The sequence below is a fragment of the Sphingobium cupriresistens genome (assembly GCF_004152865.1).
GTDB classification, from domain to species: Bacteria; Pseudomonadota; Alphaproteobacteria; order Sphingomonadales; family Sphingomonadaceae; genus Sphingobium; species Sphingobium cupriresistens.
This window is the reverse complement of the sequence record NZ_SEOO01000054.1, coordinates 1-18514: the sequence shown is the minus strand read 5'-3', so window position 1 is coordinate 18514 and position 18514 is coordinate 1. Positions and strand designations below refer to the sequence as shown.

General features: G+C 59.1%; 16 protein-coding genes and 1 pseudogene. 3 read left to right on the top strand and 14 right to left on the bottom strand.

Annotation, left to right across the window (positions count from 1 at the left end):
* The coding region (locus EWH12_RS22970) for a recombinase family protein (RefSeq protein WP_165363670.1) at window positions 1-101 on the bottom strand (101 nt) is incomplete at its 3' end.
* 139 nt (window positions 102-240) lie between these two features.
* Here EWH12_RS22970 and EWH12_RS19835 point away from each other — a divergent pair.
* The 3 genes from EWH12_RS19835 to EWH12_RS19825 all read left to right on the top strand — a co-directional run bounded on the left by EWH12_RS19835 (window position 241) and on the right by EWH12_RS19825 (window position 4421).
* Window positions 241-3198: a Tn3 family transposase gene (locus EWH12_RS19835; RefSeq protein WP_031286087.1), complete on the top strand. Its 2958-nt coding sequence runs from the start codon at window positions 241-243 to the stop codon at window positions 3196-3198.
* Between the two features lie 57 nt (window positions 3199-3255).
* Window positions 3256-3648, top strand: a complete 393-nt coding sequence (locus tag EWH12_RS19830) for a recombinase family protein (protein ID WP_129927585.1) — start codon at window positions 3256-3258, stop codon at window positions 3646-3648.
* Window positions 3649-3827: 179 nt separating this feature from the next.
* A complete protein-coding gene (locus EWH12_RS19825) occupies window positions 3828-4421 on the top strand; it encodes a GNAT family N-acetyltransferase (RefSeq protein ID WP_129927584.1) in 594 nt (197 codons plus the stop codon).
* Here EWH12_RS19825 and EWH12_RS19820 read toward each other — a convergent pair.
* The 13 genes and pseudogenes from EWH12_RS19820 to EWH12_RS22755 form a co-directional block, all read right to left on the bottom strand.
* A complete protein-coding gene (locus tag EWH12_RS19820) occupies window positions 4400-5119 on the bottom strand; it encodes a sugar transferase (protein WP_129927583.1) in 720 nt (239 codons plus the stop codon). The two genes, EWH12_RS19825 and EWH12_RS19820, sit on opposite strands and share 22 nt — an antisense overlap.
* The gene (locus tag EWH12_RS19815; RefSeq protein ID WP_129927582.1) at window positions 5119-6273 is read right to left on the bottom strand and encodes a DegT/DnrJ/EryC1/StrS family aminotransferase; all 1155 of its coding nucleotides are present in this window, start codon (window positions 6271-6273) and stop codon (window positions 5119-5121) included. The genes EWH12_RS19820 and EWH12_RS19815 overlap by 1 nt, the downstream gene beginning before the upstream one ends.
* Window positions 6270-7559: a glycosyltransferase family 4 protein gene (locus EWH12_RS19810; protein ID WP_129927581.1), complete on the bottom strand. Its 1290-nt coding sequence runs from the start codon at window positions 7557-7559 to the stop codon at window positions 6270-6272. Before EWH12_RS19810 ends, EWH12_RS19815 begins: the two co-directional genes overlap by 4 nt.
* On the bottom strand, window positions 7556-8710 hold the full coding sequence (gene wecB, locus EWH12_RS19805) for a non-hydrolyzing UDP-N-acetylglucosamine 2-epimerase (RefSeq protein WP_129927580.1): 1155 nt from the start codon (window positions 8708-8710) through the stop codon (window positions 7556-7558). Before wecB ends, EWH12_RS19810 begins: the two co-directional genes overlap by 4 nt.
* Window positions 8707-9828 carry a polysaccharide biosynthesis C-terminal domain-containing protein gene (locus tag EWH12_RS19800; protein WP_129927579.1) on the bottom strand — a complete coding sequence of 374 codons (1122 nt, stop codon included), beginning with the start codon at window positions 9826-9828 and terminating at the stop codon, window positions 8707-8709. Before EWH12_RS19800 ends, wecB begins: the two co-directional genes overlap by 4 nt.
* Window positions 9825-10856 (bottom strand): polysaccharide biosynthesis protein, encoded by a 1032-nt coding sequence (locus EWH12_RS19795; protein ID WP_129927578.1) that lies wholly within the window; start codon window positions 10854-10856, stop codon window positions 9825-9827. Before EWH12_RS19795 ends, EWH12_RS19800 begins: the two co-directional genes overlap by 4 nt.
* A 25-nt stretch (window positions 10857-10881) precedes the next feature.
* Window positions 10882-12273 carry an O-antigen polymerase gene (locus EWH12_RS19790; RefSeq protein ID WP_129927577.1) on the bottom strand — a complete coding sequence of 464 codons (1392 nt, stop codon included), beginning with the start codon at window positions 12271-12273 and terminating at the stop codon, window positions 10882-10884.
* The gene (locus EWH12_RS19785; RefSeq protein ID WP_129927576.1) at window positions 12270-13421 is read right to left on the bottom strand and encodes a glycosyltransferase family 4 protein; all 1152 of its coding nucleotides are present in this window, start codon (window positions 13419-13421) and stop codon (window positions 12270-12272) included. The genes EWH12_RS19790 and EWH12_RS19785 overlap by 4 nt, the downstream gene beginning before the upstream one ends.
* Complete coding sequence (locus EWH12_RS19780; protein ID WP_165363668.1) at window positions 13418-14023, bottom strand: CatB-related O-acetyltransferase; 606 nt, start codon at window positions 14021-14023, stop codon at window positions 13418-13420. The genes EWH12_RS19785 and EWH12_RS19780 overlap by 4 nt, the downstream gene beginning before the upstream one ends.
* A complete protein-coding gene (locus EWH12_RS19775) occupies window positions 14020-15264 on the bottom strand; it encodes a lipopolysaccharide biosynthesis protein (protein WP_165363667.1) in 1245 nt (414 codons plus the stop codon). The genes EWH12_RS19780 and EWH12_RS19775 overlap by 4 nt, the downstream gene beginning before the upstream one ends.
* A 34-nt stretch (window positions 15265-15298) precedes the next feature.
* Window positions 15299-16219: a DapH/DapD/GlmU-related protein gene (locus tag EWH12_RS19770; RefSeq protein ID WP_129927573.1), complete on the bottom strand. Its 921-nt coding sequence runs from the start codon at window positions 16217-16219 to the stop codon at window positions 15299-15301.
* A 66-nt stretch (window positions 16220-16285) separates the two neighbouring features.
* Window positions 16286-17614, bottom strand: a complete 1329-nt coding sequence (locus EWH12_RS19765; protein ID WP_129927572.1) for a nucleotide sugar dehydrogenase — start codon at window positions 17612-17614, stop codon at window positions 16286-16288.
* Window positions 17615-18017: 403 nt separating this feature from the next.
* Window positions 18018-18263: pseudogene (locus tag EWH12_RS22755) on the bottom strand (hypothetical protein); the annotation flags it as partial.
* Window positions 18264-18514: the final 251 nt, after the last annotated feature.

Sequence of the window (18514 nt, the reverse complement as noted above, 5' to 3'; positions counted from 1 at the left end):
TCGTCGAATATACGGTCGCACCCGGCAGTGTTCAGCGCGTCAAGCTGGAGCGACAGCTTCTGGTCTGCGGTCGAGACGCGCGCATAGCCGATCAGCGCCACATGATGCCCGATCCTGTCCGTTTTCCCGTCATTATGCGATCTTGTCCGAATCGCCGTTACAGGTCCAGAGTTAACGGACATATTCCTGTTGGCCGCCAGAGGACCGTCTGACGGACACGCAAAGCGAAGGAGATGATGCTTGGCGAGACGGCGACTGGTGAGCCTGGAAATCTGGGCGAGGCATTATGGCGCGCCGCTCGATGAGCGCGAGATCGCGCGTCATTATACGCTGACCAGCGACGACCTGGAAATTGTCGGCCGCCGTCGCGGCGATGCCACCCGGCTCGGCTATGCGATGCTCATGCTATATATGAGATGGCCTGGCCGTGCGCTGGAAGCGGGCGAAGTCCCGCCCGCTCCTGTGCTCGCCTATGTGGCGCAGCAACTCGGCGTCGCGCCGGCAGCCTTCGCGGATTATGCCCATCGGGACCAGACCCGTCGCGAGCATCTCGTCGAAATCCGACGATCGCACGGGTTCAGGATTTTTGACCGCAACGCTTTCCGTGAAGTTGTCGCCTTCTCGGTCCCAATCGCGCAGACCATCATACACCCCGGCCAGATGGCAGACGTCATCGTCGATGAACTCCGGCGCCTGCAGATCCTCCTGCCTTCTCCGTCGATTCTCGAAGCGGTGCTGCGGCGGGCGCGCCAGCAAGCCGAACAGCTTACCTATGAAGTGCTCACGAATGGCCTGCTGCCTGACACCCTTCAGGGCCTGGACGATTTGCTGGCCCGACGACCGGGGCAGGTCGCGACATGGCTATCCTGGATGCGCAATGCGCCACAATCGCCGGCAGCGCGCAACATCCTGCGCCTGATCGAACGGCTCGCCTATATCCGCGCGCTGGGCCTCGATCGCGCCCGTGCCGACATGATCCCGGCTTTGACTTTTGACAGGCTGGCGGACGAAGGCAGCCGCATCACACCCCAGCACCTTGGCGAACTCAATGCCCTGCGCCGCCATGCGACGCTGGCGGCAACCGGCATCCGGCTTGAGGAAAGCCTGACCGACGCCACCCTGACGATGTTCGACAAGCTGTTGGGCAGCATGGCGCGCCGCGCCGAGAACCGGACCCGCGACAAAGCCCTCAAGACGGTGCGCGAGTTGCAAGGCCACCTCCGGACGCTCACGGGGTCTTGCCGCCTCCTCATCGACGCGCGCAGCAAGGGCGTGGATTCTCTGGCGCAGATCGAGGCGCTGGACTGGCAGCACTTCGCCGTGGCCGTCGAGCAGGCCGAAGTGCTCGGGCGACCGGAAACCGTCGATCGCACCGCCGAATTGATCGAGCGGCATCGGACGGTGAAGCTCTTTGTCGGCGCTTTTCTCAACGCCTTCGAGTTTCGCGGCGCCGGCGCGGTTCAGGGGCTCCTGTCAGCGCTGGCCATCATCGCGGAGCTATATCGGACCGGCAAACGGCGCTTGCCTGATCGCGTGCCGCTACGCTTTGTGCCGCCCGCATGGCGCCCGTTCGTCCTGCGGGATGGCATCGTTGATCGTGCCGCTTATGAACTATGCGCCTTGTCGCAACTACGCGAGCGGTTGCGAGCCGGGGATATATGGGTCGCGGGAAGCCGGCAGTTTCGCGATTTCGACAGCTATCTCATACCGCCGGCGACCTTTGCGGCGCTGCGCGAGAAGGGGCCGTTGCCGCTCGCCATCGAAACGGATTTCGAGCGCCATATCGAGGAACGGCGCACCAGGCTCGACACGGCGATCGAGCAGGTAACGGTCCTTGCACGGCAAGGGGAGCTGCCCCAGGTTAAGCTTGACGAAAACGGTCTCATCATCTCGCCGCTGAAGGCGGCAACACCGCCCGCCACCGAGATTGCCCGTCGCGCCGCCTATGATCGACTGCCGCGCGTGAAGATCACCGATCTTCTGCTGGAGGTCGATGCCTGGACCGGGTTCAGCGAATGCTTCATCCATCGTCGTTCGGGCCGGGAAGCCGACGATCGCAATGCGCTGCTCACGGTCATCCTCGCCGATGGCATCAATCTCGGCCTCACACGCATGGCGGAAACCTGCCGGGGCGCAAGTCTGCGTCAGCTCGCCCATCTTCACGACTGGCACATCAGCGAAGCCGCCTATGGCGAAGCGTTGGGAAGGCTGATCGACGCCCATCGCGCCATGCCGCTCGCCGCGCTGTGGGGAGACGGCACCACTTCGTCGAGCGACGGACAGCAATTTCATGCCGGGGGCCGTGGGGCCGCGATCGGCGACATCAACGCGCGCAGCGGCAACGAACCAGGCGTTGCCTTCTACACCCATGTCTCGGATCGATATGACCCCTTCGCAAGTCGGGTGATCGCGGCGACCGCTGGCGAAGCGCCCTATGTGCTGGATGGCTTGCTGTATCACCAGACCGGCCTGACGATCGAGGAGCACTACACCGATACGGGCGGGGCATCGGACCATGTGTTCGGCCTCATGCCCTTCTTCGGCTACCGCTTCGCGCCGCGCCTGCGCGACATCAAGGAGCGTCGTTTACACCTCCTTCCCGGCCAAGAATCCGGCCCCTTGCTTGCCGGCATGACGGCCGAACCGATCGCATTGGGTCATGTCGCGGCGCATTGGGACGAACTGCTGCGGTTCGCCACGTCGATCCGCACCGGCACCGTCACTGCTTCGGCAATGCTGCGCCGCTTGTCCGCCTATCCGCGACAGAACGGACTGGCCCTCGCACTACGCGAGCTGGGCCGCCTCGAACGCTCCATTTTCATGCTCGACTGGCTGCGCGACATCGACCTGCGCCGGCGCACCCAGGCGGGCCTCAACAAAGGCGAAGCCCGCAACGCGCTCGCCCGCGCGCTCTTCTTCAACCAGCTCGGCGAACTGCGCGATCGTCGGTTCGAGAACCAGACCTATCGCGCCTCCGGCCTCAACCTGCTCGTCGCCGCCATCATCTTGTGGAACACTCGCTATCTCGAAATGGCGCTGGCGGACATCGGCACAGCCGACGAAATCGCACGCCACATCGCGCCATTGGGCTGGGAGCATATCTCGCTGACCGGTGACTATAGCTGGAATGTTGAAGATCAACCCGATCCGGACGCCTTGCGACCGCTGCGCGCCGTCAACTCCCTACTTGCCGCGTGACGTTCGCTATCCGTTCGCCCTTTCCGTGCAGATACGTCACTTTCGTGTAGTCACCCCATACTGGTCGTCCACAGCATGGACCGCCTCGCGCGCAATCTTGATGACCTGCGCAAGCTTGTCCAGTCGCTCACCCGTCAGGGCATCCGCATTGAGTTCGTCAAGGAAAGCCTTTCCTTCACTGGCGAGGATTCACCGATGGCCAATCTCATGCTGTCGGTCATGGGCGCGTTCGCCGAGTTCGAGCGTGCCCTGATCCGCGAACGCCAACGCGAAGGCATTGCGCTTGCCAAACAGCGCGGCGCCTATCGTGGGCGCAAGCGCTCCCTCTCAGACGAAAAGTTGGCCGAACTGCATTGCCGTGTCGCTGCCGGCGAGCGCAAGGCAGTCATCGCCCGCGACCTAGGGATCAGCCGTGAAACCCTATATCAGTATCTCCGCGTGGTCGCCTGACGACTTTGTTCTCATTATATCCGTCAAATCGTTGTCTGGCGCACAGACCTTGAGTTGACGCCTACCGCGGATGGCTACTACCAGAACATAGGAATCCGAAGTATGCTCAACCTTGGCCATAGCCGGCCTGTGGTTCACAAACCACTATAGAGAGCTGAGACGGATCAGAGGATGAGGGAATGGAAATCAGGGACATTCGGACATCCGACCTTGAAGCGGTAATCGAGGTTCACAAGATCGCCTTCGCCAAGTTCTTCCTGACGCGCATGGGGACCCGGTTCCTGCGGGCCTACTACCAGACCGCGCTCGAATTCGACGGCAGGATCGCGTTGATGGCGGCGGAACCTGGGACTGCGCGGGTCTTGGGCTTTGCCATAGGCTTTCTCGAGCCGCAAAAATTCTACGAAGCCTTTGCGCGGCGGCGCAAGCAGATGCTGCCCGCCATCGTGCTGGCCGTACTACGCGATCCCGGCCTAGTGCCACAGATTCTGCGCAATATGCGCCGGGTTGAGGCTCAAGCGCAGCAGCCGATCGATGCCGTTGAACTGTCCTCGATCGCGGTCGGCAGCTCTGGAGATGGGATCGGCGGGCTGCTGTTGGAAGCCTTCATCAAGGCGGCTCGTGCGCAGGGGGCGCTCAGACTCACTCTGACAACCGACGCCGAGGGTAATGACGCAGTGCGCCGCTTCTACGAGACACGCGGCTTCACCCTCGACGCGACCGAGATGCGCGGCGCGCGGACGCTGTGCCACTATGTCCGGGCGATCGGGTAAGGACCCTGCGGCGCCCAGCGACGGGCGCCCTCGACATCGGCCCGGGGCAGGCGGACCTCGCGCCCTAGAATATGCGCGACAATCGCCCAGGCGGTCAGCAGAATATAGCTGAAGTCGCTGAGGACGCCCGCGCGATCCAGATAGGCCCGTTCCAGCGCCAGCTTGGGCGGCAGGAGGTTCCGGGCATAGCTGCCCTCGGGATCGGCGTCATCCAGCAGCGCATCGCCGAAGAAATAGCCATAGACTGAGCCAGGGCCGGTGACGCCTGGGGCGACCAGCAAGGTTTCCCGCATCCAGCAGTTGTAATCCCGCTCGACGATCTTCGGATCCTCAGGCCGGGGGCCGACCAGTGACATGTCGCCGGTTAGGATGTTCCAGAACTGCGGCAATTCGTCAATCTTCAGACGCCGCAGCCACAAGCCGAAACCGAAGATGCGGCGGTCATCCGGGGCGGTGATAGCGCTTACCCCGTCGCTGTTCATGCGCATCGTGCGGAGCTTCAGCATCGAGAAGACCCTACCGCCTTTGCCGACGCGCTTGGCCCGGTAGAAGATCGGACCCGGTGAGGTCATCTTGATCCCCAGCGCCGCCACCACCAAAATCGGCAGCAGCACCAGCAGCGCGATCAGTGCCACCGTCCCGTCAAGGAGGCGTTTCACTAGTTGCCCGAAAGCAACCCTGTTGTCGATCGGCTTCATCACACGCCTATCAGAACGTCCCGCACGACCTCGATCACCCGGTCCTGTTCGGCATCGGTCATCGCCATGAAGAGCGGCAACGACACGCAGCGGCTAAACACCAGATCCGCCTGCGGAAAGCTGGCGCCCTCGCAGAAGGGTTTCCATACCGTCATCTGGTGTAGCGGCCGGTAATGCACCGAGATGCCGATGCCGCGTTCCTTCAGCGCCAAGATGAAGGCGTCGCGGTCGATGGGTGCGTCCTCTTTCAGCTGCACGATGTATAGGTGCCAGGAATGGCTGTCACCCTCGGCTGGACGCGGCGGCAGGAGCAGCGGCAGATTGGCGAAGGCTTGGTCGTAGCGGGTGACGCGCTCGGTTCTGATCCGGCCGAAATCCTTGGCGCGCTGCAATTGTACCAGACCTAGCGCTGAGGCGATGTCGGTCAGGTTGTATTTGAATCCGGGGGCCGCGACGTCATAGACCCAGCTGGCGCGCGGATCGGTGAAACGGTTGAACACGTCGCGGTCGATGCCGTGCAAGCGCATCATCCGGGTCCGGTCGGCGATGGCCGGGTCAGCGGTGACCAGCATGCCGCCCTCGCCGGTGGTCATGGTCTTGTTGGCGTAGAAGCTGAAGGCGGTGATATCCGCGTTCGCCTTGCCGACCGTGACTCCCTGGTGATGGGCAGGCAGCGCATGCGCCGCATCGTCGAGGATCTTGAGCCCGTGCCGGTCGGCGATGGCCCGCAAGCGGGTCATGTCACACATCCTTCCGGCGAAATGCACCGGCATGATGACCTTGCTCCGGGGGGTGATCGCCGCCTCGACGCAGTCGGGATCGATGCAGAAGGTCGCTGGATCAATGTCGACCAGCACCGGCTGCGCGCCCAAGTAGCGAACCACCTCGGCCGTGGCGGTGAAGGTCAGCGTCGGCACGATCACCTCGTCGCCGGGCCCTACACCGAGCGCCTCCAGCCCCAAGTGCAGCGCTGCGGTGGCCGAGTTGACGGCAACGGATTCGAGCCCGCCGCCCAAGAACTCGGTAAAGGCCTTCTCGAAGGCGGCCGTCTTTGGCCCCGTAGTCAGCCAGCCCGAGCGCAGGCAGTCAGTCACTGCGGCGATTTCCTCCTCGCCGATCGATGGTCGGAAGAACGGAACGGTTTCGGTGATCACGGCGACACCCCTTTGTGCGGATCTCTGTTGCGCGACCCTTTTCGAAAACGATTGATCAAATTAACGGTTGCATCGATCCCCTTGGACCGACGCAACCTCTCTCGATAGAAGCTCTGTGCATGGCGTCCGATTTCATCGCGGCGTGCCGGTCCATCGGCAATGAGCTGCCGGACGCAATCGGCTAGCGACTCGGAATCCCCAGGGTTGAACACATAGCCCGCATCCGCCTCGCGAACCAGATCGGCAGCATCGCCCACTACCCCCATCAGAATGGGCCGGCCGGCATAAAGATAGGCCTGCGTCTTGGACGGAATCGTGATGCGAAATAAGGGCTCGTCGGCTAGGTGCACCAGTAGAGCATCGGCGGTAGCCAGAAAGCGCTGGACCTCCTGCAACGGCACTCGCGGCAAGAACCTCACGTTGGGCAGATCCAGCCCACGCGCCCGATCGGCAAGGCGATCCTTGTCGATGCCGCCGCCCATGAAATAGAAGACGCAATCGGGATGCTGGTCGCGCAGGCTGCGGGCGGCGTCGATTATCGTATCCAACTGCTGCGCCGCGCCCATGTTCCCGGCAAAGAGCACCCGGAACCCGTCCGCCGGATCGAATCCTTCAGGCAGGCAACCATCCTCGATCGCGGGCGGTTCGTCGGCCCAGTTGTAGACGATAGTGATTTTCTCGGCTGGGACCCCGCGCTCCATCAACAGGGTCTTGAAGCCGGGTGACAGGACCAAGATGTGATCGCAGTGCCGGTAGAGGAAGTTGCAGGCCGCGTTGGTGATGCCAAGCAGCACGCGGTTCTGCATCATCCCCGACGAGCCTAGGGAATCGGGCCACATGTCCTGCATATCTAGCAGGACCGGCGTCCGGCGAAAGAACTTGGCCCCCACGGCCGCCAGCCCGGCGGTCAGCGCCGGGTAATAGACATAAACAAGATCCGATCGCTTGGACCAGAAGGTCAGATAGAGGAACGCGGTGATCATGAAGGTCGCGTAGGTCACGATCCGCTTCAAAGCCGATTTGTCGTGCGACGGATATACGGCCAACCGCGTCACCGCAGTCTGACCCATCGTTTCGCGGACTAAGGGGCGGATTTCGTAGCCATCATAAACCTTCCCACCGGGATAATTAGGAAAGCCGGTGACGACCTCGACCTCGAAGCCGCGATCCTCGAGCCGCCTGATGAAATCGTGCCCTTTGAAGGTGGGCTCGGGATCGAACAGCTGGCTGAGGTGGATGATCCGTGGCTTTGGCACCGCGGCGTCGGCTCGGTTAGTCTTGGTCATGTCAGGTCGTTTGTTCGGATTGCGTCCCAGGCATTCGACAGTTTCGCCGTCCCCAGAATCAGCGAGACCACGCGCTCGGAGGTGTTGGTGACGCAATAATCCGCGGGGACCGGATGCGAAACACCCGCTGCCACCCGCTCAGCGAACATCCGCGTCACAGCCTCGACGCTGTTGACGATGGTATTCTGGTCAAGACCGGTGGCGATGATGCACCCGACGTCCAGCCCCTCGGGCCGTTCTATGGCGTCACGCGGGGTGATGGCAGGGAAGCCCAATATCGAGCTTTCCTCGGCGATGGTGCCGCTGTCTGAGATGGTGCAATAGGCCTTCATCTGCAGGTGGTTGTAATCGTGGAACCCGAAGGGTTTCATCCATTGCACCCGCGCATCCAGCGCTTGGCCCTGCAGCGCGTCCAGCCGCTTGCGAGTCCGGGGATGGGTCGAGACGATGACCGGCATGTCATGGTGTTCGGCCAGCAGGTTCAGCGCCGCGACCAACTGGCCGAGCCGGGCAGAACTGTCCACGTTCTCTTCGCGGTGCAGCGATACGATGAAATACCCGCGCTCCATCAGACCCAGCCGTGTCAGGACGTCCGACGTCTCGATCTGGTGGCGGTAATGATCGAGCACCTCGCGCATGGGCGAGCCGGTCAGGTAAATCCTCCGGTGATGCACGCCTTCGGACAGCAGGTGTCGGCGAGCGTGCTCGGTATAGACTAGGTTGAAGTCCGCGATATGGTCGACCAGCTTGCGATTCGTCTCCTCGGGGACGTTGCGGTCATACGAGCGATTCCCAGCCTCCATGTGATAGACTGGCACCTTCATCCGCCGCGCCATGATCGCCGAGATTGCCGAGTTGGTATCTCCCAGCACCACCACCGCGTCGGGCTTTCCTTGAGCGAGAACCTTCTCACTCTCGATCAGGATTTTGCCCAGCGTCTCGCCCAGCGTGCCGCCGCCCGTGCTGAGGAAGTAATCCGGCTTACGCACACCCAGATCCTCGAAGAACACCCCGTTCAGCTCGTAGTCCCAGTTCTGGCCGGTGTGCACAATCACATGATTGGTGAAGTCGTCGAGACGCGCCATGACGCGCGACAAACGGATGATCTCGGGTCGTGTACCGAGGATGGTCATGACCTTGAGGAGTTTCATTTCAAAACCTTATCGGCAAAAGTGTCAGGATTGGCGGGGTCGAAGAGATCGTGCGTCCAGAACAGCGTCAACAGTTCTCCCTGACCGACATTCTCGATCGAATGTGTGTGCAGCGTCGGCATGTCGACTGGCGCCGGCGCGCTTCCTGATACGGGAAATTCCCAGACCTCTTCGCTCAGCACCTTGCGGATGCGGATCATCGCCTCACCCTGCACGACCAAGAACCGTTCCACCTTGTTCAGGTGGAAATGGTCACCGCGCGTCACCCCCGGCTTGGTCGTCGAGACAAAGGTCTGCCCGCCGCCACCGCCCTTCACCGCCTCGAACAGGGTCCCGCGGGCATCGGTGTTGAGCTTCAGCGGACGCGGGAACCCGCCGGGATAGAGCGCCGCGCGGTAGGTGTTGAACAGCGTCATGGTGAAGGGATCGCCCAGATCGGGATAGACATTCCTTCCGTAGTCGCGATGGAACCCCTGCAGCAGCTCGAAAAGCTCGGTCACCGTGATGTCGCGCGCGGCGGGACGGATGGTACCAGTCCGGCCCTGGGCCATCGCCTCCAGCGCCACCTGCGCCGCTTCTCCCGCATGCAAGAGCGAGACGCGGCCAGCTAGATTGATCTCGGGCGTCTGACCGGCGATCACTGCCTCGATGAAGGTCGCAGTAACGTTGTTGTAGCGCGGCCGGGCGCCTTCGCCGAAGATATGCGGCAACACGAGGTCGCTGTAGCGCCCGCCGATCCCCGCGAGGATTTCTCCCGCAATCCGCTTCGAACGGCCGTAAGTCGTGTCACTGGTCGCATGGGTGGAATTCGCATATACTACATGTGGGCGGCTGCCGGTGCGGGCGCAGGCCTCGGCCAGTCGGCGAGCGATGGCGGGATTTCCCGCCGCGACCACCGGGTCTGGTGCCCGGTTGACGCCCGCGAAATGCAGCACTCCCCCGGCCCCGGCCAGCGCGGCATCGAGCTTGGCGTCATCCTCGAAAGCCGCGTGATCCAGTAGCACCAGTTCATAGGGCGCGTTGGCTCCTTTGAAACGCGCCGCGCAATTGGCCGCGTGAACCCTGACCGCCGAGTGCCAGCCGACCAGCCCGCCGGCGCCGGTGATGACGATCTTCATGCGCGCGCGTTCCATGCGGCCAGCTCAGCCTTGATCTCGGGCAGCGACAGCAGCAGCGCCTTCACCCCCTCGACATCGAGCCGTTCGGTATTGTGCGAATGGTAATCGTCGAGGTGGACGGTCTCGTGCTCACCTTCGGTGAAGTAGGCCTTGTAGTTGAGGTCCCGGTTGTCCATGCGAATCCGGTAATAGTCGCCCATATCTTCGGACTGACCCAGTTCTTGCGCCGTCGCCAAGGTTTCATAGAGCTTCTCAGCATGGCGCCATCCGATCGCCTCGACCGGTTGATCCGGCACGCCGAACAGGTCCAGCAGCGCCGTAACCAGATCGGCGATGGTCGAGGAGGCGGCCTTGCGAATGAAGAGGTCGCCCGAACGGGCATGATCGAAGGCATGATGCACCAGCGCCACAGAATCCCGCAGCGGCATCAGGAAGCGCGTCATCTGCGGCTCGGTCACTGTGATCGGCGCGCCCGTCTTGATCTGCCGGATGAAAAGCGGAATTACTGAGCCCCGCGAATACATCACGTTGCCATAGCGGACCATCGACACAATGGTCCGGGCATCGGGACCCAGCGTGCGGGCCAGCGCCTGCGCCAGCTTCTCCATCATCGCCTTGGACATGCCCATGGCGTTGACCGGTAGCACCGCCTTGTCGGTCGACAGGCAGACAACCGAGCGCACGTTGTTGGCTGTAGCCGAGCGGATGACGTTTTCCGAGCCGAGGATATTGGTACGTACCGCCTCGATCGGGAAGAACTCGCACGAGGGCACCTGTTTCAGCGCGGCGGCATGGAACACGCAATCGACGCCAGCCATGGCCCGGTCGACGCTGTCTCGGTCGCGGATATCGCCGATGTAGTAGCGCACATTCGGGCTGCGCAACGTGGTGCGCAGCATGTCCTGCTTCTCTTCGTCACGGCTGAGAATCCGGACTTCGGGATAGCCTTTGTCCAATAGATCTTGGAGCATGGTCTTGCCAAAGGAGCCGGTGCCGCCAGTGATGAGGATGGCATTGCGTTCGTTCATTTAACGTTCCCTCAGAAGGAATTCATCATGCCGGGAGCATGCTAGTAGCGGGTATCACGTCTTTCCAGAGATTTTGCACCAGCAATACCAGTAAGCAGCCACCTCCTGAAGCAAGTGTGGTAAACAGAGAAGCATTGACCATAAGCATTGCAAGAGGAACCATAGCTATTGACAAGAATTGTTGATCTACATTCTTTGTAAACCTATTTGCAAATCCTAAGAAAATTCCAAGCATGAATCCAACAATAATAATACCTATAGGTCCGGCGGCTGCAACCCCGTCAGTTGCCCAAATACCAGAATTGGCGTTAGCATCAGGGTTGCCGTATTGGTAGACGCTAATGACCCTTCCAACCGGAAGGTCGTATGGATATTTTATGATGGACGAAATTCCAGTCACGTGTGAGTAATAAGTGACAGGATTGTTGTAAAAAAACTCCACGTATAAATTAAATATCATAGCTTGAATAGCAATTCCGCGGATAACGATTTGGTCTACAATGTAAGCGGAGGCTATACCGATATATGTACTATTCGAAAACTCGAAAGCCATAGCAATTATCATTGGAATTATTGGAAAAAAGAACAAAAGATACATATTTTTAGGTAGGCTAAGCCGGTTCAAGAAATGAATAGATATGCAGAATGCGGCAATAACAAAAGTAGTCTTCGACGCGGTGATCATGTAAATAGCGAGAAACATGAGTATCGCCAAAAAAATAAGCCTCTTCTTCCCTTCGACCAGCCCTATAGCGATGATAAGGGGAGAAAAGAGATAGGTTACCCATAATATAAGATATCCAAAAAATGCGCCAATGCCGAACTCGTAAGCAGCTGCCCTTTGCGCATAGACATCTTCGATGCCTGCCAAAGTCATAATCGATCGAAATCGGAAAACCAGCAGCAATACAACTATAGCGGAAGCCATAATGAACAATCTTTTGAATGCGCCGGGTCGAGTCTGCTTTCTAGAATTCTCGGATTTTCTGTTAGGAGCTTGCATCACCCACGAGATCCGCCCAGAGAGCCGGGCGATAAAGGTCGATATGATAAAGGAAATGAGCAATGCTATCTGATAATAAACTCCGCCATTGGGGATGCTATCAGAAAGTCCAAAGGTAATTTGAATGGGTACAAACGCAAGTACGAACAAAAGCCACAAGACGTAATCCGAGGCCATCTTTGCCTCTCGCGGAATAAAAATATATCCTGCGAAGATACAAATTAAGCCAATCTTGTAGGAATTTCCGTTATCAACTCCGAGTCTAAAGCCAAAATAGCGCCACCGCGGATAGATGTTTTCCACATATAAATGTGTAAAAATCCACACATATAATATAAGAAGAACTGCTCCCAGAAGAATCTTGGAATAAGATCTTAAGGTCTTAGAATCATTAAGTTGTCCCGCGTTTTTCATCGGCCGCCTCTAATGAGTAGCCTGTTGCTGAGAACTGTGTAGTCGAGTTTCCGCCTTGCAAAATCCAATGAGCAGGCCTGCAGCGCCAGAAGGTTTGCATCCCGAACTTCTCGCAGAGCCGTAATAAGGTCGGATTGAGTGCCCACCAACCAACCGTTGCCGTCGACATAGATTTCATGTGCCGGAATCGCATCTAGGATGACCGCGCAGCCGCAGCACAGGCTGTGCTGCATCGTGGCGGACTGCGTGCCGGGCTGCAGATACACATCTGCAGCGCACAGCAGGGCGGTCAGCTCGTCCGGATCCTGCCAGCCCAGAAACGTCACGCGTCGATCGGCGGCGATTAAGGCCTCGCATTCCGCGCGAACATCTTCCTGCAGGACCCCGGCAATCACTAGGCGTAGTCTGGGATTGTCGACCGCGGACAACGCTCGCAGCGACTCGGGTAATTTTTTGAGGCGGTTCTGCTTGCCCGATTGCACGATCATGATGTCATCTGCGGCGATGCCAAGCAGCTGGCGCACCTCCTGCCGATGTACTGCTCGGGTCTCGTCATCGGGGATCTGCCCACCGAGCGGGAAGAACTCTAGCCTGTAGTGAGGAACGCCATACACTTCGTGAGCAAAATTCATCACCGTGAGCGAGACGCACAGAAGAGGCCCTGATTGTTGCATCGCCTTGCGCAGAATTGGCGCATAGAAACGCCTATGCAGAATCTCCCTCGAGATCCACCCTTGCCCGCTGTTGATGGCATCGGAATGACTGTCGATGTTGAACACCACCTCGGGATGCGTGCGCGCATAGCGGCCCACCGTCTGCAGCTCCCACCCTGACGAGCCATGAAACATGATTGCATCGGGCGCGAAATCCTCGAGAATCTTGCGTACACCGGGATGGGATCGGATCTTTTGCGCGACGCTGGACGGCATCCATCGCCGATATGGAAGGCGGATGACCCTCACACCTTCGTCGCCAACATACTCCCGTGCATGCGTGTAGTGTGTGTGTCCCCGTTCATCGAACGTCTCCGTCGAGGCCACGACCAGAACGTCGTGTCCTGCCCGAGCGTGCTCTCGGACAAGCTCGTTTTCCTGATACAGGCGGCCGTCGATGAAGAAGCTCGACAAGCAGAAATGAACAATCTTCATTCGTGAGCCTCGATCAATGCACGCGGATCCGCAAATAAATGAGCCCTCTCCTGCAGCGTTTCGTCGCTCCAATCCCACCAGGCTAAGGCCGCAAGCTTCAGCGCTATGTCCGGGGAAAAGCGTTTCCGCAACAACCTTGCAGGGACACCGCCGACAACAGAATAGGGTCCGACGTCTCGCGTCACCACCGCGCCCATGGCAACCACGGCACCGTTTCCAACGTGGACGCCCGCCGCAATCTTTGCTCCGTGGCCGATCCAGACGTCATGTCCAATAATCGTTCGCGGTGTCTTCGGGGCGGGAACAGCACTGAAGACCCGCTTGAAGCTATTTCGACCCGCATGGAAGACTGGGCTCATCGAGACGTGATCCATGGCATGGGTCGCGCCACCGATCATCACAAAATCGGCAATCGAACTGAAGCTGCCGATATCGGCGTTCACGACGACGCAGTCGGTGCCGCAGTACGTATACCGGCCAATCGTGCTGTCGATCACCTGCGATGCGGCCGCGATCCGGGCCTGCGTGTGAAGAGTGGAGCCTCTCACGGCTTTGAGTCGCGAGTGTTTGAGGAACCGCGCGAGAGCATAGGAAATTCTCATGTTTTTCGTATGGCTCCCAACACAATAATGGCGCAAAGGCCGTAGAAAAGCGCGCCAGAGGTGGCGTATCCCTCGACCGCGCCGATGCCGGGGATTAGCGCAGCCGCGCCCACCGACCCCACGCGCAGTGCCAATCCGAATACATGCAGCGACATCGCAATGCGCTGATTTCCCGTCACATGCAGGCCCATCGACACGGGCGAGACCGTCAGTTGCAACAGCATCCATGGCGCGATCCAGGTGACGATCACCCCGGCGCGGGCCCACTCAGCGCCAAAGACCACCGGAAAGAACTGCGGCGCCAGTAGCGCGGCGGCTGCCATCGGAACCAAGCAGATTAGGAATAGCCGGCGCATCATGGATAAGGTAAATCGATACAGCGTGCCGTTTCGTAACTCCTCCTGCGCGCGAGATGCATAGACCTGACCGACCGAGGCCCCAAGCAGCGTCATTGGCGCGGCCATGATCTGCATCGCTAGGAATAATTGCCCGGCTTCGGCCTCGGCCATCGCCGCAATCATAAGGATCGGCACTTGAATACCCGCGACATTGGCCAAGGCTTCAGGCGTCGAAAAAATCGGGTAGCGCCGGTATTTACCTAGTGTTGCCGCCAAACCGCGACGCGTCAAGACCCGTAGGGCCGCCCGGTCCCAGCGCATCACTTGGGCTGCCAAGGACAGCCCGCCCCCGCCCAGTGAGAACATATTGCCAAGCAAGAGCCCCATTGGCGCCAGCCCAAGCCAGCCGAACCCCAACATGGTCACCGCGCCGGTGGTCGCCTGTCCGACCCGGGTCCGAGCGATGGCGCCGAAACGCCGGTTGCGCGCGGCCCAGAATTGCAGCGCCGAATAGCTGGCGGTCATCGCCACACCCAACGCAATCAGCCACATATAGGCTCCGGTTCCGGGCGAACCGACCAACTCGGCGATTTGCTGCGGCAGGGTGAGGGTGAGAAGAAAAATCAGCGCAACCACCCCCGCCACGGACATTAACGACAAAGCAAGCAAATGAATTGCGTCGTCGTCGTTTTCAGCGAGGGGGATGGCAATCTCGAAGCGAAGACAGGCAACGACGGCAACTGTTCCGACTAGGGCCGCGTAGACCGCGAGCAGTTCGAAGTCCTTCGGACTGTATAGACGCGTCACAAGCGGCATCGCGGCAAGGAGGATAAGCCTTCCGATCGCCGTACCAGATAGCAACTGAATGACATCACGCAAAACGGTACTGGGTAGGCCCTTCATAGTGCCCTTGCGCTCCCGCAGCTCTAAAGGTGATCTAACTACCATTCTCGATCTTTCGGGTAGAGGCCTTCAGCAACCGGATGAAATCCTCGTGAGGAATGGCGAAATTCCCAGTCACAACCTCATCGGAATCGACATTTCGCGTCACGACGGAACCAATCGAGATGCGGGCCCTTTCACCAACATGAATACGGCTACTGATCGTAGCTCCCGGGCCGATGAAGGCATCATCACCAATCGATACATGACCCATGACACGAGAACCGGCGCAAATGATGGCCCGGCTACCAATCTGTGCACCGTGGCCGATATAGACACCGGCATCTATCTTGGCCGAGGGCCCAATGATCGTGTTTCGATACGAAAAGCCACGGCTGATCATGGCGTTTGCGCCGATTTCGACGTTTGACGATACGAGAAGGTTCCCATCATGCCTAGGACTCACAAGTCCCTTGGATGTGCGTTGGTGCTGGAAAGTATCGAGACCCAACACCGCACCTGCCCGAATGATCGAGCCCTCTCCAATCCTGACGCCTGAATGGATGTTAACGAAGGCCTCCAGTTTGGCGTTACGCTCAAGCACGACGCCGCGCTCAGCGATGTGGGCTCCCTTGGTCACCGCTGAAATATCGATCACACTTTTGGGAAAGTGTCTTCGAGCTGCGAGCGCGTCCAACAACATAAAGAAGGCCCAGTTTGGATCTGGGCAGACCAATGCCTCAATATGGGCCGGAAGATATTGTGATATCTCTGGGGTGCAAAAGACCCCAGAGATATACGGATTACCCGCCACAAATGGTGTAAACTTCGTATCTTTTAGGAACGACAGTATTTTTCTTGAATGATTTGAATGCACGTCTCCGATTGCAGAAAACCGAACATTAGGAAAGTATAGACCCGTTGCCGCAAAGATCGTCTCCGTATCGATGGTATAGGGATCGTTGGATATTCCCAATGTTCAAAACTCCCTGTTTCCATTGGAGGCACTGGAAGGCCGATGTTTAGGTTCGCGATGCGCGTTTCAAGCCTTCACGATGTTTTCGTCAACATCACGGTAGACACCTCGGCTGTCGATGATCAGAGGTGCGTTTTTGCGGATCAGGTCGTAGTCGAACTTCGCGTGATCGGTCGCCACGACTACGGCGTCGCAGGTGGCGAGGGTTTCTACCGTCAGGGGAACGCTGCTGAGATCGAACTTGTGCTCTCGCATCTTGGGGAAGACCGGCACATGCGGATCCGAATATTGCAGATCTGCGCCGGCACCCCGTAGCAGTTCCATGATTTCGACCGCGGGGCTTTCGCGCATGTCATCGACGTTCTTCTTGTAGGCGATGCCCAAAACCATGACACGGCTACCCTTGAGTGACTTCTGCCGATCGTTCAGCGCTTTTATTAGCTTGTCGAGAACGTATTCCGGCATGGCACGATTAATCTCGCCCGCAAGCTCGATGAACCGCGTATGCAGCCCATATTCGCGGGCTTTCCAAGTCAGATAGAAGGGGTCAATCGGGATGCAATGCCCGCCAAGGCCCGGACCCGGATAATAAGGGGTGAAGCCGAAAGGCTTGGTCGCCGCTGCGTCGATCACCTCGAAAATGTCGATGCCCATGCGATCAGCAACGATCTTCATCTCGTTGACAAGGCCGATGTTTACAGCGCGGTGAATGTTCTCGAGCAGCTTGGTCATCTCGGCCGCCTTTGTCGAGCTGACGGGTACGATGTGGTCGATGGCCGGAGCATAGAGCGCCTTGCCCACCTCAAGACAGGCTTGCGTGTGACCACCCACGACCTTGGGGATCGTGTTGGTGGTGAAATTCGCATTGCCCGGATCTTCTCGCTCAGGCGAGTACACCAAGAACACGTCCTTGCCGACAGTCAGGCCACGGGCCTCCATCCGGGGTAGCAACTCTTCTTCGGTGGTGCCTGGATAGGTAGTGCTTTCCAGCGACAGAACGTGACCGGCGCGCAGATAGGGGATCACCGACTCCGAGGTAGTGATGACATAGCTTAGATCTGGTTCACGGTACTTGTTCAGCGGCGTCGGTACGCAGAGAATCAGCGCATCAGCCTCAGACGCCCGGCTGAAATCGGTGGTACACTCCATGCCTGCGGCATTCGCTGCGTCGATAGCCGCATCGTCGATATGCTCGATCCCCGACTTGCCCTCGTTCAGCTGCGCGACCTTGGCCGCGTCGATGTCGAAGCCGAGAACCTTGAAGCCGATCCCGGCGTAACGCAACGCCAGCGGCTGGCCAACGTAACCCATGCCCAAGATGCCGATAACCGCATTACGCTGCGACAGCTTTTCCAACAGGCTAGCTGCGGGTGCATGTTCAGTGTGAATGCTCATAGTTTCCTTTCCGGCTCCAATGTCCGATAGAAAATAAAGTAAGGTTAGGGTGTTCTCAATTTGCCGCTGCAATTAACGTAATATGCATCCTCTGAACAGGTCCAAGTTCGGTCTGTATCGCGGCTTGCCTGTCGTTTTGTTGCGGATTTTCGCGAACCCTGAGATCAACATTCTGCAAAACAGCGTGGCCGACAGCTGAGCGAAGCGCAGCCCCTTCGGCAAAAAAGGCGGCGGTGAGTTCAACCGGTCTGATGGCCCCGAGATTCTTAGAGTCAGAATCTGTAATTGCAGAACTTGGCAGTGTGATCCGTTGAGGGTTTCATGGATCTGTCCGCACTGGCTGGTGCGTTGGTACACAAGATGGCGCGGATCGTCTGTGCCGTGATGGCCAAGGGGGCGGCGTCTACCAGTGGAAGCGGGGGCAAGTGGTGGTTTGGCGCAACGGCCTTGAGACGGGATCGGGAGACCCAAACCAGCGCCGAGAGCCGGCGTTCGATGGTCGAAACAGGCTTTGCAGGGTTGTCGTCGCGATCGCCGTCAGCGCTTCTTCGGTAAGGAACGCCTGATGACCCGTCACGATGACATTGAGAAAGGTCCGCAGGCGCTGGAAGACATCGTCCTGGATGATCTCGCTCGACAGGTCCTCGAAAACAGCCTTCCTGCGCCCGCCGACGGCCGCCAATCTACGCGACAATCAAAACCGTCGAGAAAATGTCGGCCCGCGACAATCAGACCGCTAAATAGGCCCTGCCAGCGACAATCTGTTCTCATCTTGATTGACGCCCGCCTCCGCATTGCCTCACCCTTTTTGCTCCTGAGTGACAGGCCGTTGCCTCATCTAGAATGCTCCCGGCAACGGTCGGGAGGGAACGATGAGGAAGATGAGCATGGCAACGCGGA

What these genes read in the sequence shown, in the direction of transcription:
- EWH12_RS19825 (WP_129927584.1), top strand. Translation starts at nt 3,828, where the DNA reads ATGGAAATCAGGGACATTCGGACATCCGACCTTGAAGCGGTAATCGAG.
- EWH12_RS19820 (WP_129927583.1), bottom strand. Translation starts at nt 5,119, where the DNA reads ATGAAGCCGATCGACAACAGGGTTGCTTTCGGGCAACTAGTGAAACGC.
- EWH12_RS19810 (WP_129927581.1), bottom strand. Translation starts at nt 7,559, where the DNA reads ATGACCAAGACTAACCGAGCCGACGCCGCGGTGCCAAAGCCACGGATC.
- wecB (WP_129927580.1), bottom strand. Translation starts at nt 8,710, where the DNA reads ATGAAACTCCTCAAGGTCATGACCATCCTCGGTACACGACCCGAGATC.
- EWH12_RS19800 (WP_129927579.1), bottom strand. Translation starts at nt 9,828, where the DNA reads ATGAAGATCGTCATCACCGGCGCCGGCGGGCTGGTCGGCTGGCACTCG.
- EWH12_RS19795 (WP_129927578.1), bottom strand. Translation starts at nt 10,856, where the DNA reads ATGAACGAACGCAATGCCATCCTCATCACTGGCGGCACCGGCTCCTTT.
- EWH12_RS19790 (WP_129927577.1), bottom strand. Translation starts at nt 12,273, where the DNA reads ATGAAAAACGCGGGACAACTTAATGATTCTAAGACCTTAAGATCTTAT.
- EWH12_RS19785 (WP_129927576.1), bottom strand. Translation starts at nt 13,421, where the DNA reads ATGAAGATTGTTCATTTCTGCTTGTCGAGCTTCTTCATCGACGGCCGC.
- EWH12_RS19780 (WP_165363668.1), bottom strand. Translation starts at nt 14,023, where the DNA reads ATGAGAATTTCCTATGCTCTCGCGCGGTTCCTCAAACACTCGCGACTC.
- EWH12_RS19775 (WP_165363667.1), bottom strand. Translation starts at nt 15,264, where the DNA reads ATGAAGGGCCTACCCAGTACCGTTTTGCGTGATGTCATTCAGTTGCTA.
- EWH12_RS19765 (WP_129927572.1), bottom strand. Translation starts at nt 17,614, where the DNA reads ATGAGCATTCACACTGAACATGCACCCGCAGCTAGCCTGTTGGAAAAG.